The following is a 14466-nucleotide window of genomic DNA, read 5'->3' as shown; positions in this document are numbered from 1 at the left end:
CAAAGGAGCGATGGTATGGCTGATTTTCGTGTGGTGGTGATTGGCGCTGGTGAAACTGGCACCCCATTACTTCAACAATTGCTGAGTGCAAGTTTTGTCAAAGTGCTGGGGGTGGCTGATCTGAACCCTCAGCAACCCGGCATAGCCTTGGCACAAGCACATGGAGTGCGTGTTACCACCGACTTTATGGAGCTGCTTGCTTTGGGTACAGAGGTTGATATCGTGATTGATGTCACGGGTGTGGGTGCAGTGCGTGAGGCACTGCGCAAAGCAATGGTCAACACAGGCAATCGGCACACCATTCTGATGCACGAAAACATTGCCATGCTCATGATGTCTCTTTCAGCAGGCAAGCTGATTCAGGGAAAACATGGGGACACAGATTACACCTAAACCACTCTGTGCTGCATGGTGCCCATGCCTAAAGAAAAAGGGCCGGTTCAACACCGGCCCTTTTTCTATGTGCAACCCTATTGCATGCTCAAAGGTTGACTTGTGGAAATTTTCGAAAAATTTTATTCGCGCTCACCACCAAAGATACCCAGCAGTGCCAACAAGCTCTGGAATACATTAAAGATGTCCATATACAGTGCCAAGGTGGCGCTGATGTAGTTGGTTTCGCCACCATCAATGATTTGCTTGAGGTCATACAGCATATAGGCACTGAAAATGCCAATGGCGGCCACCGAAATAGCCATCATGCCTGCACTAGAACCAACAAACACGTTGATAACGGCACCCGCCATCAACACCAAAGTGCCCACCATCAACCATTTGCCCATACCAGACAAATCACGCTTGATAACGCTAGCCAAGCTAGCCATCACGACAAATACCCCAGCAGTGCCTGCAAAAGCAGTCATGATCAGTTCGGAGCCATTTTTGAAACCCAGCACCGAACCAATCAGACGTGACAACATCAAGCCCATGAAGAAGGTAAAAGCCAACAACACGGGAACGCCCATCGCGGAATGCTTGGTTTTTTCGATGGCAAACATAAAACCGAAGGCACCCGCCATGAACACAATCATGCCCATCATGCCGCCCAGCATGGAGGTAATGCCAGTAGCCACCCCCACCCAAGCACCCAACACGGTGGGCACCAAGCTCAAGGCCAACAACCAATAAGTATTGCGCAGCACCTTGTGGCGCTGCTCCTGCGAAATGCCGTAGCCATAGTCCGCAGAGGAGTAGAGGGTGGAAACGCGGTCGTTCATCGATATGCTCCTGAGTGACCTGCACAGCGCAGGCGTCTGGATTCTAGGTGGGGACTTTCCTGCAAGAGTCAATACCCCCACAAATCGTGGCAAGAATCAATACAGTTGATTCACCCCATCCCACAAAGTTCCCATGGAAAAAAAGCCTGGCTACGCGGCAAAAAACCGTTGGCTGGCCAAAACGACCCTGACGGGCTTGCAACAAACCCGGGAGTCGCCCCACGATGAAACCTACTTGGTCAAAATCAATTTACCCAAACGGGTGGCCTGCAAACGGTACACACTGCCATTGTGTGCAATAGTCACCGTCTTGCGGCCTTGCAATAAGTCTCGGCTGTCCAAGGTATCCTGTGGCGCTGCGCCATGTCCCTCCAAAGCGGCAGAGGTAGGCAAATCTTGGGGGGTCGCGCCCAAGGCCACAGCAAAATAAGGCGAAGCACTGGTCAGACTGGCGGCGTACATGGTCTTCATACTCCAAAGCAAGGGTTACTGGGGATCTGTGACAAAGCCGATTTTGCGCACCCCGGCCCGTTGGGCGCTAGCCATCGCTTGGGCTACACGCTCATAACGCACGGTTTTATCGCCCCGGATATGCAAGTCAGGCTGCGGCTCTTTGGCGGCTTCGGTTTTCAACATCGCCTCCAGCTCCGCATCCTCTACTGGTGCGCCATTGAGAAAATAAGCGCCATCTGCCGCTACGCTCAGGCGCACCGTTTCGGGTTTGATGAGTTCGGGCTGATTGCTGGCACGGGGCAAATCTACATTCACCGAATGCTTCATCACCGGCACGGTGATGATGAAAATGATAAGCAACACCAGCATGACGTCCACCAACGGTGTCATGTTGATCTCGTTCATCACCTCATCGGTGTCGTCCTGGGTTCCAAACGCCATGCTCAAGCTCCTTTCTTCAAGGCATGGACATTGCCTGCTGCCTCGGTGTTGCCAGAAACGCGCGCACCCGTCACGCAATAAGCATGGAGGTCATGGGCAAAGCTATTCAGACGATTCAGGATGGACTTGTTTCCTCGCACCAGTGCGTTGTAGCCCAGCACGGCTGGAATGGCTACAGCCAACCCCAGTGCCGTCATGATGAGCGCCTCACCAATAGGGCCAGCCACTTTGTCAATCGTAGATTGGCCCGAAGCACCAATGGCAATCAAGGCATGGTAGATGCCCCAAACCGTGCCAAACAGACCAATAAAAGGGGCCGTAGAACCCACCGAGGCCAAAATAGCCAGCCCCGATTGCAGACGGGCCGTGAACTCATCAATGCTGTTGCGCAGGCAGCCCGTGACCCAATCACTCACATCCAAGCTGTCGTGCAACTGGCCTTTGGTATTGCGGTGGTGGGCAGTGGCCTCGCGCCCCTCAATGGCCAACTGGCGAAAAGGATTGGCTGGATCAGCACCGAGCTTTTCCAACCCGGCGGCAAAATCTTCACTGTGCCAAAAACCCAAGGCAGCCCGTGCGTGTTTCTTGAATTTCATGATGTCCAGCGCCTTGACGATGATGACAATCCACGATGCCAGCGACATGCCCAGCAGCAGTACCGCGACCAAACGGGTCACAAAGTCACCCTGCATCCAGACGTGGGCCAAGCCAAATTGCGATTCCATGAAAACTCCTGACGATGGATTTGATTATTCGAGAACAAAATTGATCGGCACCAGATTCCACATGGTCTCGGGCACGCCGTTGCGCTTGCCTGGCACAAAGCGCCAGCGCATCACGGCCTCTTGGGCTTGGCGATCCAATCGGTCATAGCCACTCGATTGCTGTAATTCCACTTTCTGTGGCAGACCATCAGCACCAATGAGCACACGCAGCACAACCTTGCCTTGCTCGCCCATGCGCTTGCTGATGGCAGGATAGGCTGGGGCCGGATTTTGCAGATAGGCGGCATGGCTTGACGGCAATTCAATCCGGGGCGGTGCCGGTGGAGCAGGCGGTGCTGGAGGGGCCGGTGGCGCTACTGGTGCAGGTGCTGCGGGTGCAGGCGTTGGCACGGCCTCACTGGCCTGCACCACAGGGGCATTGGGGGTGGCAGGGGCTTGAGCCACAGGCAACGGCATAGGTGCCGGTGCAGGCCGAGGCACTGGTGTTTTGACAACCGCCGGACGGGGCAAGGGCGGTGTTTTTGGTGCTGGCGGTGCCGGGGGGGGAGGTGCTGGTGGAGGTGCCGCAACGATCACCTCGGCCACCACTTCCGCAGGCACCACCACGTCTTGTGGAACCGCCTTGCGCAATAACCCGGCCTCTAAAGTCCATAACCCGACGGCATGGGCCAACACCACGCCAGAAGCAATGAATGCATGGCGCGCAGAAACGGCAGGAAAAGCAAAACGATCAGAAGAAGACATAGAACCATCAATAACGGCCAGCACCCAAAGCCAATATGAAACTCAAACCCCGTGGCACCTGCTCAACGGTGAAATATCCACCAAGCAGAAACCACTACCAACAGGGCACTTCCTGCCAAGATGGACAGCATCATGGCGCATCACACCCCAGCCCCATGGGAATGGGGGGCGGCCAACATATTGTGCAAAGCGGCCACAGGTCGACTGGCATGGCACTGCGCCACCACCTCTCGGGCACAGCCCTCACAGCGGCCACATTGGGTAGCCACACCCAGCTCGAACTGGATGTCGTCAAAGCCCATCCCTGCATGGGCATGGCGGGCGATTTCACGGTCAGAGACACGGCGGCAGACACAAACGATCATGGCAAAACACCAAATCAAGACTGGCAGTTAAAAGACAGCCTGATTATAAATGAGAATTTTTCTCATTCAATAAAGTCTATGCCATCAAGATGGGATTTCATCGAATGCCCAAAGGAGGCATAGGCAAAGAAACAGCAGCCACGTCCGCCAACGTAGCGCAACCCATCAGCGCCATCGTGGCTTCCAACTCATCACGCAACAGGCGCAGCACATGGGCCACCCCCGCTGCCCCCGCGTTGGTCAGCCCATGAATGGCCGGCCGCCCCACCAGCACCGCACTGGCCCCCAGCGCCAGCGCCTTGAACACGTCAGTGCCTCGGCGAATGCCACCATCGACCAACACAGGCAAGCGCCCCTCTACAGCCTGCACTACAGCAGGCAAGGCTTGGGCTGTGGTGATAGCGGTGTCTAGCGTGCGTCCACCGTGGTTAGAAACCACCAGACCCGCCACACCAATAGCCGCAGCTTGTCGGGCATCCTCCGGATGGAGCACACCCTTGAGCAGTACCGGCAAACGGGTAATGGATTGCAGCCATTGCACATCTTCCCAAGTAGGGGCATCGTGCAAGAGATCATGGAATAAAGCACTTTGTCCGCCCTGCAAGGGCCGTGCTGGGCGCGGGGCTAAGCCATCCAAATTGACAGCACGAATGCCGGGGGGCAACTGAAACCCCGCCCGACGCTCCCGGTCACGAATACCACTGACGGGGGCATCCACTGTCAATACCAAGGCTTCATAGCCGGCAGCCTCAGCCCGCTGCACCAAAGCACGGGTAAAGCCCCGATCATGCTGTAAATACAGTTGAAACCAGAGAGCACCACGGCCCGGATCTGCCAGAAAAGCATCGGCCACCGTTTCCAGCGGTGTGCTGGCTTGGGTGCTCAACACCATACCTGCCCCCAAAGCGGCAGCAGCATAGGCGGTAGCCACTTCACCATCCACATGGGCCAGCCGCTGAAAAGCCACTGGGGCCAACATAATTGGATGGGCCAGCGTGCGCCCTAACAAGGCAACCCGGGTATGCCCACCTGCCACACGCTGCAACACACGTGGTTGCAGCCTCCAAGCATCCCACGCTGTGCGATTGGCTTGCAAGGTGATTTCATCACCGGCACCACCGCCAAAATAGGCCCAAGCGTTATCGTCAAGGCGTTGTTGGGCTAATTGCTCGTGGTCGGCCAAATTGACAATGCCCGCAGGCACCGATTGGCGTTTCAAGGTGTGCATCATCGGGCGTTAGACATCAGCCCACATGCGCAGCAGGTTGTGGTAGGTGCCCGTCAGGCCCACTACAGCAGGCGCGCCTTCGCCCACCGCAGCGCGCAAGCGCAGCAAGTCCATGTCCATGTCAAACAACAACTGGCGCTGCTCAAGCGAGCGCACCATACTCTCAATCCAGAAAAAACTGGCAATGCGGGCACCCCGTGTGACCGGCGCCACTTGGTGTACGGTAGAACTGGGATACAGCACCATATCACCCGCAGGCAATTTGATGGCCCGCTCTCCTTGGGCCTCACGAATGAGCAATTCACCACCGTCATACTCTTGTGGCTCAGCCAGAAAAATCGTGCACGACAAGTCGCTACGCACCCATTGCTCAGGGTAATGCGAGCGCAACACAGCACCATCCACATGGTTGCCATAAAAGTTGCTGTCGCCGCTGTAACGATTGAACAGCGGGTTAAAAATCTTCTTGGGCAGGGCCGCTGAAAAGAACAAGGCATCGCGCTGCAACGCGGCCAGCACCAAGGCACGCAATTGCTGCGCTTGGGTGCTGTCTTGGGCCAATTGTTCGTTGCGCTTGTGCGCCAGCGCCTGTCCCCCCGCACTGCTGCGCCCGTCTCGCCAAGGGGCATCATCGCCCAACAAAGTGCGAGCAGTCTGAACCTCTTGCGGAGTCAGGATATTTTTCAGATGCAAAAACATACGGGGCAGACAGTGCGTTGTGTAGAAGATACCGCTTAGAAACGGGTCTTGAGCGTCAGTTGCACCGCACGGGCAGCACCGGGCGCATAGAACCCACGGTACAGGCTATCGGCATACAACTCGTCGCTCAAGTTGGTGATGTTGAGCTTGAGCGAGGTTTTCTCGTTGAAGCTGTATTCCACCATCGCATCAGCCGTGACAAAGCTGTCGGCCACCACTGCACGCGAGCCTTCCGGATTTTGCTTGCCACGGTAGTTCAAGCCAGCCCCCACACGCAACTGTGGTGTCACGGCGTAGGTTGTCCAGAAGCTGCCGCTGTGCTTGGGCGTCAGGCCAGGGCGGTCGCCCTTGACCTGGGCACCCCCACCGTTGGCGGCCAAAACCACATTGCTTTCGTCAATCTTGGCGCTGGGGATCCAAGTGTGGTTATAAAACACTTCCCAACGCGGTGTCACACGCCCGGCCAAGTTGAACTCCATCCCTGTGGCATGGCGCTTGCCCGACAACAATTGCTGGGTTGATGCGGTATCAGGGTCGGTGTTGCGTTCGTTGTATTTCTCGCTGTAGAACGCGGCCACCCCTAGGCTGGCACGCTTTTCAAACAGTTCAAACTTGCCACCAATTTCAAAATTGCGGCTTTTCTCTGCGGGGGTATTGGCTGTTTTTTCTGTGCCAGCATTCGGGTTGCCAAACTGGTAAGTGTCGCCCGACGTGTTGTACGAAGTGCCATACGACACATAGTACGAAGCCAGATCATTGGGCTGATACAAAGCACCAATGCGTGGGCTCCAGAGATCATCGGAACGGGCGTGGCTCAAGTCGGTACTGGTGTGGTACGACGCCTTGAAGTGGTCATAACGCAAACCTGCCACCAACTTGAACGCAGATGTCAGGCTCATCGTGTCTTGTGCGTACAAACTCACATTGCGCGCCGTGAAGCTGTTGTAAGCTGGCACGCCACGGGTGTCTGCACGCCAGTCGCCATTGTTGGGTGTGCCTACCGTCGTGTTCAAGCCACTGGGAGTTCCAGCAAAGTTCTGGTTGCGATCAGCGTCATCGTGGTAAACATCTACCCCGGCAATCAGTGCGTGCTTCTTACCCAGCCAGTCGAAGGTGTTGGTGTAATCACTTTGCAGTTGCGTCAAATCGCTACTGCCCACCCGACCCTTAGGGGTACGAGAGACCACCGTGCTGCTATTGATGTTTTCTAGCGTGGTGCCCGTGCCAAAGCGAATCACACTGGCCCACAAATCGCGTTCATAGGTGCCGTGGCGCAAACGGGTGTTCAGCTCGCCACGATCATCAAAACGGTGAATATGCGACAGCGTGACATACTTGGCCGAAGTGTTCAAATAATCACTGTTGAGGCCATAGTAATTCTTGGCAGGCAACGATGGGACGATCACGCCGTTGTCCAAAAACCAAGGATGGTTGTACGAAGGACGCCCCTGAATGTCCAAATAGTACAGCCCGACTGAGAACTCATCACGGGTGCCAATACCCCAACTGAAGGTGGGCGCAATGCCACGCTTTTTCTGCGTAGCACCGTGGTTGTCGGCGTTGTGCACCATGGCATTGACGCGCAGGGCTGCGTTTTCTCCCGTCTTGAAGTTAAAGTCGCCCGTCACGCGGTGTTCATTGCCCGTGCCAATGGTGTAACTGGCTTCGTGCTGATCCATCAACAATGGCGCCTTGTTGACTTGGTTAACCACGCCACCCGTCGAGCCCTTGCCAAACAACATGGAAGCAGAGCCTTTGAGCACTTCTACCCGGTCGTTGTTGAAAGTGTCGCGCTCGTACAGTGGGGCATCTTTCATGCCATCAATGTAGATGTCTCCTGCCTGGCCCAAAGAGAAGCCGCGCAAACGCACATCTTCTTCGCCGGTTTCGCCTGCCTGAAAAGTCACCCCCGAAGTGGTGCGCAGCACTTCACGGAAGTCGTCTTGGTTACGGTCGTCCATCAGGCGCTCAGTAAACACCGTGACGCTTTGCGGAATGTCGCGCAGTTCTTGCTGGCCTTTACCAATGGTGGTCTTTTTGACCTGCAAAGTGTCTTTGCTTTGGATTTGCACCGCTTCACGCACTGTCACCGCAGGCAAGGTGGCACTGGGCGCCTCGTTGGTCTGCGCCCAGCTGCCCATCGAAGTCGCCAACATCAAGGCACCCAGGGGGAGCAAAGGCTTGTCAAAACCTGCGGCCATACGGCCCGACAGCACAGCGGGCTGCAACTCGGGCATGGGGGTTGTTTTTTGCAAATGCGGTGCGGGTTTCTTTGCCAATTGGGCCTCCGTAGATAGGTCATTGCCATCGGCACCACCATTGGTGCCGATACAGGTACGAAGCAGTGGCTAGAAAAATTGGCTGTGCATCGTCGAACTGTCAATCTTAAATCAAATAACAAGTATTCTCATTCATAAGTAAAGTTCAGGCAAAAAAAAGGCCGGCAAAGCCGACCTGGTGTGCAAAGCGTGCGAACGCTTATTTCACATGCTTGCCGATCAGACCAGCCATTTCGAACATCGAAACTTGGGGCTTGCCAAACACCTTCTTGAGCTTGGCATCGGCGTTGATGTTGCGCTTGTTGGCTTCGTCTTGGAGCTTGTGCTCTTTGATGTAGGCCCACAGCTTGCTGATGATCTCTGTGCGGGGCAGGGGAGCCGCACCCACCACAGCGGCCAGTTCGGCGCTGGGGGTCAGGGGCTTCATGAAAGCCGCGTTGGGAGTGCGCTTTTTGGCAGCAGGCGCAGCCGCTTCAGCAGCGGGAGCGGCCTTGGCCGGGGCTTTTTTGGGAGTTGCCATGTTGGGTTTCCTTGTGAATAACGGGCAGTGTGAACCAGCGAAAACCAGTTTCTCCACTGGCTGGAGCGATGCTACTGGGAAAAAAAGGGCTTTCCAAGGGGAGGGGCGCTTTTTTTGCCACAAACTATGACAGAAACCCAACCAATAGCCTGCCTCAGATACGGCGCAGTGCTCAATGGCAAGCTTGTTGGTTATTGACAATGCGTTTGAGCGCATCGGTGCTAAGAATGCGCACATGGCGCTGACGCACTTCTACGATGCCATCTTCCACAAACTTGGAGAAAGTGCGACTAACGGTCTCTAACTTCAGGCCCAAATAGCTACCAATCTCTTCGCGGGTCATGCGCAACACCAGTTCTGACTGCGAAAAACCACGGGCGTGCAGACGCTGTACCAAATTGAGCAAAAAGGCTGCCAAACGCTCCTCAGCCCGCATGCTGCCCAGCAACAACATCACTCCGTGCTCGCGTACGATCTCACGGCTCATGATTTTGTGGACATGGCTTTGCAAGGCCGTGACCTCACGCGAAAGCTCTTCAATCCGGTCAAAGGGCATAACGCAAACCTCTGCATCTTCCAATGCAATGGCATCGCAGGTATGTCGGTCATTGACGATGCCATCCAGACCGATGACTTCGCCTGCCATCTGAAAGCCAGTGACCTGATCGCGCCCGTCCTCGGTAGCCACACAGGTTTTGAAAAACCCTGTGCGAATGGCATACAGCGAGGTAAATGCCTCGCCATTGCGAAACAAAGTGCCACCACGCTTGATTTTGCGCCGGGTAGCCACTACTTCGTCAATGCGTTGTATTTGTGCATCCGTCAATCCCAGCGGCATGCAAAGCTCGCGCAAGTTGCAGTTGGAACAGGCGACTTTGATGGTGTGTGGATTCATGGCGACTCGGAGCTACTTCAGATAAATCAGCCACACTGCCATCCCCTTGACCCGATTGCGCAGTAAGGCATTGCTGGGGCGGGAAAGATAGTGGACATGTTCAAATTATCGCCCATCCCCCACTGCTGCCAACACAGTGCGCCTTTGGTGTTTGCTCTTGACAGACGTCAACGCCTGTCTGGCCCATTTACGGCACAGTGCATTGGCACTTAAGGAATTTTCCCATGACCGTTGTTTCCCCCGAATTGCTGACCCGGTTTGATGTGCCCGGACCGCGTTACACCTCTTACCCAACGGCAGATCGCTTTGTGGAGGCTTTTGGTGCCAACGACTATGTGCTCGCGTTGCAACAACGCAGCGTGGGAACATCGGCCAAGGCGCTGCCACTGTCGTTGTATGTGCACATCCCTTTTTGTGAATCGCTGTGCTACTACTGCGCCTGCAACAAAATTATCACCCGGCACCACGACCGGGCGGAAGTCTATCTGCGCTACCTCAGCCGTGAGGTAGAACTGCATACCGCCCATTGTGGCAAAGGCCAAGTAGTGAGCCAGCTGCATCTGGGCGGTGGCTCGCCCACCTTCTTGTCAGATGAAGGTCTGCGCGAACTGATGGCGATGTTGCGCAGCCACTTTACGTTGGCTCCCGATGGGGAGTACTCCATCGAGATTGACCCGCGCACAGTAGATGCCGGGCGGCTGGCCTTGCTGGCCGAACTGGGCTTTAACCGCCTGAGCTTTGGCGTGCAAGACTTTGACCCCGAAGTCCAAAAGGCCGTACACCGCATCCAACCTGCCGAACAGGTGTTTGCACTGGTAGATGCGGCACGCGCCTTGGGTTTCGCCTCCATCAACATCGACCTGATTTACGGCCTGCCACGCCAAACACCTGCATCGTTTGAGCGCACCTTGGCCCAAGTGGCGCAGTTGCGCCCCGATCGCATCGCGCTGTATGCTTATGCCCACCTGCCCGAACGCTTCAAGCCACAGCGGCGCATCGTATGGGCCGATTTGCCAATGGCCTCTGCCAAGGTCGCCATGTTGGCACGCTCATTAGAGGCTTTTAGTGCAGCGGGCTATGTGTATGTGGGCATGGATCATTTTGCGTTGCCCGATGATGCGTTGGCCGTAGCCAAGCGCCAAGGACGCCTGCACCGCAATTTTCAGGGCTACAGCACCCAACCCGACTGCGATCTGATTGCACTGGGCGTATCGGCCATTGGGCGTGTGGGTGCCACCTACAGCCAAAATGCCAAAACTCTGGACGAATACTACGACCACCTGAACCAAGGTCGTCTGCCCATCGTGCGAGGCTTAGCCTTGACACGCGACGACTTGGTGCGCCGTGCTGTCATCATGGCCTTGATGTGCCAAGGCGAGCTGCTGTTTGAGCCCTTAGAAGCCGCTTGGCTGATTGATTTTCGCCAGTATTTTGCCGTCGAGCTAGGCGTGCTACAAGAAATGGCCGGCCAAGGGTTGGTGATTTTCAACGCCGATGGGGTGCAAGTCACAGAGATGGGCTGGTACTTTGTACGAGGTATTGCCATGACTTTTGACCGGTATTTGCAGGCCGACCGGAACCGAACACGGTTTTCCCGCATCATCTGAAGATGATGCTTTTTTCAGTGGCCTGGACGGCCTTGCTCATGGGGCTGGTCGGTGGGCCGCATTGTTTGGCTATGTGCGCAGCCCCTTGCGGTGCCGTGGTGGGTGCAGGCACCAACACCCCCCCCGAACAGCCCGTGCATTGGCAGGGCGCTCCACCACAACACCAGCGGCGTGTATGGGCTTACCACCTTGGCCGTCTGCTCGGCTATGCCGCTGTGGGCGCTCTGGCCGCAGTAGCAATGCAAAGTTTGGCTTGGCTCACAGTGCAAAGTGCGGCCTTGCGCCCGGCTTGGACGATGCTGCATGTGGGCGTGCTGGCTTGGGGGTTGATGATGGTGGTGTTGGCTCGCCAACCCGCTTGGGTAGAACAAACCGGACGGAGCCTCTGGCAGCGGGTGCGGCCTGTGGTGGCTAAACCGGGGGGCGTGTTTGCAACAGGTTTTCTGTGGGCCTTGATGCCCTGCGGTCTGCTTTACTCGGCCTTGTTAGTGGCCTCTCTCAGTGGCAGTGCAGTGTCGGGTGCCATCACTATGGCCCTGTTTGCCGTGGGCAGTGGCCTGTGGCTGGTGGCAGGGCCGTGGCTGTGGCTGCGTTTACGCCAGCGCCTCAAGGTGCATGGCGACCGTGGCACACGACTGGCAGGCATTTTGCTCTGTGGTGTGGCCTTATGGGCACTGTGGCTTGATGCCACCCATGGGCCAGAACTGTGGTGCAGTTGATGGCCCGGTTGCGTTACAACGCGGCATATCCCTTCCAAAACATATAAACCGCCAGCACCAGCAATAAGCTGGCAAAAACCCGCTTGAGTTGGCGCACAGGCAAACTGTGGGCCGCACGAGCGCCCAGAGGGGCCGTGAATACACTGCACGCGGCAATTACGCCCAAAGCTGGCAACCACACATAACCCATGGAATGTGCAGGTAGACCGGGCACCGAAAAGCCCCCCAGCACATAACCAGCCACGTTGAACACTGCAATCGGAAAACCCAAGGCGGCGCTGGTAGCCACAGCATTGTGGATGGGCACGTTGCACCAAGTCATGAAGGGCACGCTGATAAACCCCCCCCCAGCCCCCACCAACCCAGCCAAAAAACCAATGCCACTGCCAGCGGCTACCTGTCCTGCCACCCCTGGCATTTGTCGGGATGGTGCTGGTTTGCGGTCACGGAACATCTGCAATGCAGAAAAACCCACAAAGACCCCAAAAAACAGTGCCAAAAAAGACCCTTTAAGCAAGGAGAACACCCCCAAGCTGGCCGCCATCCCTCCCAAAGCGATACCGGGGGCCAACCGCTGAACCAAATCCCAACGCACAGCACCACGGCGGTGGTGCGCACGCACACTGGAGATAGATGTAAACAAAATAGTAGCCATCGCCGTGGCAATGGCCATCTTGACGGCCAAATCAGGAGATACAGCCCGCTCAGTCAGAAAATAGGTCAGAAAAGGCACCAACATCATGCCGCCACCAATACCGAGCAGTCCGGCAAAAAAGCCCGTACACAGGCCCAGCAAGGCCAACTCAACAATTAGCAGGGTATCGAACATAAATGGTGGGGGGGGGGATCAAGGGGAGCAGGCCCGCCTGACCAGAGGCTGCTGGGAGTGCCCCAGACACGATACAGACTGGGGAGGGCAAGACAATGAAGGTGTCTGCCAGTGCCACCGAACCTGCATCCTGAACCGGGGGTTCAGGGGGGCAAGGGCAGCCAGGTGTTGGGTTCATCTGACGCGAGACGATCACGCTCACCGGGCAATGTACCAAGCCCAGGCTCAATGAGCATTGGTTCAAGGAAATATAAAGCCCAGCAGCACCGCAGACAGGCCGATTGTAGCGGTACTGGGCGGCCATAGGCGCTGGCCCACCACAGCCACCACACCTCAACCGGGTGTGGTGCCGTCTTGCAGTGCCGTATCGAGGCGCTCCAACAAGGCCTGGCACTTGGCCTGCATTTCGGGGCCAGAGACGCTTTGTGCCAAGATAGCCGCCTCTTGGGCTTGCACCAGTGCATTGGCCGCAGCAGCTTCTGCCTGTTCAGCGCGCGTCAGGGCCGTCTTTTCGGCTACCGCCGCCTTGACCATCTCAAAAGCCAGATTGATAGCCGCCTGCACAGCAATTTGTTCACGCAACCGCACCTTGCCACCGTCACGGATCTGGGTCATGGCCTTGTCTACCCGTGCGGCGGCTTCCCGCAGGTAGGCTTCGCCACCTTCAGGGCAACTCAGCAGCAGGCTCTGCTGCATGATCTGCACCTCGATTTTCTTCATCATCATGCGCCACCCTCTTTCTCTGCGGGACTGGCTGGCAAGGTTTCCATCAAAGCATCCATGCGGGAGCGGGCCGTTTGCAGGCGGGATTTGAGCATGTCATGCTCACGGGTGAGGGCGCTGATCTGCTCGGCCTGCCCAGTGCTGGTTTGTTGCAAGGTGTCGCGCTCCTGGGTAAGGGCAGCAATTTGTGCCAGTTGTGCCTGCCCTGCCTGTTGCAAGGTTTGGCACTCTTGGCGCAAGGCAGTCACTTGGGTGGCCTGCTCGGTGCTGGTCTGCTGCAAGGCCGCATGGGCCTGCTGCAAGGCGGCATGCTCCTTGTGCAAAGCCGCCAGTTTTTCTGTTTGGGGTGCCGTATTGCGCAGCAATTCTTCATGCTGACGGGTCAAGGCGACCAATTGTTCTGTTTGGGCGGCGTGGACTTTCTGCAAGGCATCGCGCTCCTGCTCCAGATGTAGGCTCTTGGCCTCTTGCCGCAGTCCATCCTCTTGCAGGGCCGTATGGGCCTGGACGAGCATATCGTGCTCTTCCAGTAGCCGCACTATCTGTTCAGCTTGTTGCTCGCGTATCTTTTCCAGCGCCTGTCGATCACGGGCCAAATCGGCCAGCTGTTGCGCCTGCTGCTGCTGAGTCTGCTGAGACTGGGTCAGGCGTTGGAGCAGGTGCTCCACACGCGCGGTGATGAGATCGATGGTTTGCAAGGGGGCCATGCCTGCAATTGTAGGGTTGCCAGTGGCCAAAGCGCCGTAGAATCCGCGCCGTTGGTGCTCTTGGTGTGGTTCACATGCCGAAGTTCAACGGGAAGCAGGGAGGAAAGCCCCCATCAAGGGGGCTGCCGAGCCTGCGCTGCCCCCGCAACGGTCAGCGGACGAGTCCATGCCACTCTCTCTTCAGCCACACGCCACTGGATGCCTTGAACAAGCACTGGGAAGGCGCTGAAGGGTGCTCCGCCAGCCCGGATACCGGCCAACACGGTGGTCGCACATAGCCTTGGTGGCTAGTGTGGCTGTATCACCCAACGCTGG

17 protein-coding genes and 1 riboswitch are annotated in these 14466 nt (G+C 56.7%); of the genes, 3 read left to right on the top strand and 14 right to left on the bottom strand.

Annotated elements, in window-relative coordinates; translation table 11 throughout:
• Window positions 1–15 precede the first annotated feature (15 nt).
• Window positions 16–393, top strand: coding sequence for a Gfo/Idh/MocA family oxidoreductase (locus ACFO6X_RS03640; protein ID WP_382430151.1), 378 nt, complete (start codon window positions 16–18; stop codon window positions 391–393).
• Between the two features lie 122 nt (window positions 394–515).
• On the opposite strand, the gene ACFO6X_RS03635 is transcribed toward ACFO6X_RS03640, so the two are convergent.
• From ACFO6X_RS03635 to fnr, 11 genes are all read right to left on the bottom strand, one after another.
• Window positions 516–1217, bottom strand: a complete 702-nt coding sequence (locus ACFO6X_RS03635) for a Bax inhibitor-1/YccA family protein (protein WP_382430149.1) — start codon at window positions 1215–1217, stop codon at window positions 516–518.
• Between the two features lie 231 nt (window positions 1218–1448).
• Entirely contained in the window at window positions 1449–1679 is a 231-nt protein-coding gene (gene hemP, locus ACFO6X_RS03630; protein WP_382430147.1) for a hemin uptake protein HemP, read from the bottom strand.
• Between the two features lie 24 nt (window positions 1680–1703).
• Complete coding sequence (locus ACFO6X_RS03625) at window positions 1704–2111, bottom strand: ExbD/TolR family protein (RefSeq protein ID WP_382430145.1); 408 nt, start codon at window positions 2109–2111, stop codon at window positions 1704–1706.
• A 2-nt stretch (window positions 2112–2113) separates the two neighbouring features.
• Window positions 2114–2836, bottom strand: a complete 723-nt coding sequence (locus ACFO6X_RS03620) for a MotA/TolQ/ExbB proton channel family protein (protein ID WP_382430143.1) — start codon at window positions 2834–2836, stop codon at window positions 2114–2116.
• A gap of 24 nt (window positions 2837–2860) precedes the next feature.
• Window positions 2861–3580, bottom strand: coding sequence for an energy transducer TonB (locus tag ACFO6X_RS03615; RefSeq protein WP_382430141.1), 720 nt, complete (start codon window positions 3578–3580; stop codon window positions 2861–2863).
• Between the two features lie 140 nt (window positions 3581–3720).
• Window positions 3721–3945 carry a (2Fe-2S)-binding protein gene (locus ACFO6X_RS03610; RefSeq protein WP_382430139.1) on the bottom strand — a complete coding sequence of 75 codons (225 nt, stop codon included), beginning with the start codon at window positions 3943–3945 and terminating at the stop codon, window positions 3721–3723.
• Between the two features lie 97 nt (window positions 3946–4042).
• The gene (locus tag ACFO6X_RS03605; protein ID WP_382430137.1) at window positions 4043–5176 is read right to left on the bottom strand and encodes an alpha-hydroxy acid oxidase; all 1134 of its coding nucleotides are present in this window, start codon (window positions 5174–5176) and stop codon (window positions 4043–4045) included.
• Between the two features lie 6 nt (window positions 5177–5182).
• On the bottom strand, window positions 5183–5872 hold the full coding sequence (locus ACFO6X_RS03600; RefSeq protein WP_382430135.1) for a Fe2+-dependent dioxygenase: 690 nt from the start codon (window positions 5870–5872) through the stop codon (window positions 5183–5185).
• A gap of 35 nt (window positions 5873–5907) precedes the next feature.
• Window positions 5908–8073 carry a TonB-dependent receptor gene (locus ACFO6X_RS03595; protein WP_382430506.1) on the bottom strand — a complete coding sequence of 722 codons (2166 nt, stop codon included), beginning with the start codon at window positions 8071–8073 and terminating at the stop codon, window positions 5908–5910.
• A gap of 277 nt (window positions 8074–8350) precedes the next feature.
• Complete coding sequence (locus ACFO6X_RS03590; RefSeq protein WP_382430133.1) at window positions 8351–8671, bottom strand: SWIB/MDM2 domain-containing protein; 321 nt, start codon at window positions 8669–8671, stop codon at window positions 8351–8353.
• Window positions 8672–8843: 172 nt separating this feature from the next.
• The gene (gene fnr, locus ACFO6X_RS03585; protein ID WP_382430131.1) at window positions 8844–9566 is read right to left on the bottom strand and encodes a fumarate/nitrate reduction transcriptional regulator Fnr; all 723 of its coding nucleotides are present in this window, start codon (window positions 9564–9566) and stop codon (window positions 8844–8846) included.
• A 224-nt stretch (window positions 9567–9790) separates the two neighbouring features.
• Here fnr and hemN point away from each other — a divergent pair, with 224 nt between their 5' ends.
• Both hemN and ACFO6X_RS03575 read left to right on the top strand, forming a co-directional pair.
• Entirely contained in the window at window positions 9791–11173 is a 1383-nt protein-coding gene (gene hemN / locus ACFO6X_RS03580) for an oxygen-independent coproporphyrinogen III oxidase (RefSeq protein ID WP_382430129.1), read from the top strand.
• Between the two features lie 5 nt (window positions 11174–11178).
• Entirely contained in the window at window positions 11179–11892 is a 714-nt protein-coding gene (locus ACFO6X_RS03575) for a sulfite exporter TauE/SafE family protein (RefSeq protein ID WP_382430504.1), read from the top strand.
• A 13-nt stretch (window positions 11893–11905) separates the two neighbouring features.
• On the opposite strand, the gene ACFO6X_RS03570 is transcribed toward ACFO6X_RS03575, so the two are convergent.
• The 3 genes from ACFO6X_RS03570 to ACFO6X_RS03560 form a co-directional block, all read right to left on the bottom strand.
• Window positions 11906–12721: a sulfite exporter TauE/SafE family protein gene (locus ACFO6X_RS03570; RefSeq protein ID WP_382430127.1), complete on the bottom strand. Its 816-nt coding sequence runs from the start codon at window positions 12719–12721 to the stop codon at window positions 11906–11908.
• A 333-nt stretch (window positions 12722–13054) separates the two neighbouring features.
• Complete coding sequence (locus tag ACFO6X_RS03565) at window positions 13055–13441, bottom strand: cell division protein ZapA (protein WP_382430502.1); 387 nt, start codon at window positions 13439–13441, stop codon at window positions 13055–13057.
• A gap of 2 nt (window positions 13442–13443) precedes the next feature.
• Window positions 13444–14151 (bottom strand): hypothetical protein, encoded by a 708-nt coding sequence (locus ACFO6X_RS03560; RefSeq protein WP_382430125.1) that lies wholly within the window; start codon window positions 14149–14151, stop codon window positions 13444–13446.
• Between the two features lie 35 nt (window positions 14152–14186).
• Window positions 14187–14426, top strand: a riboswitch (cobalamin riboswitch).
• The last annotated feature ends 40 nt before the right edge of the window (window positions 14427–14466 follow it).

Origin of the sequence: Giesbergeria sinuosa, assembly GCF_042652905.1 — a bacterium.
In the GTDB taxonomy this organism is placed as follows: domain Bacteria; phylum Pseudomonadota; class Gammaproteobacteria; order Burkholderiales; family Burkholderiaceae_C; genus Simplicispira; species Simplicispira sinuosa.
This window is presented reverse-complemented; position numbering and strand designations above follow the sequence as displayed.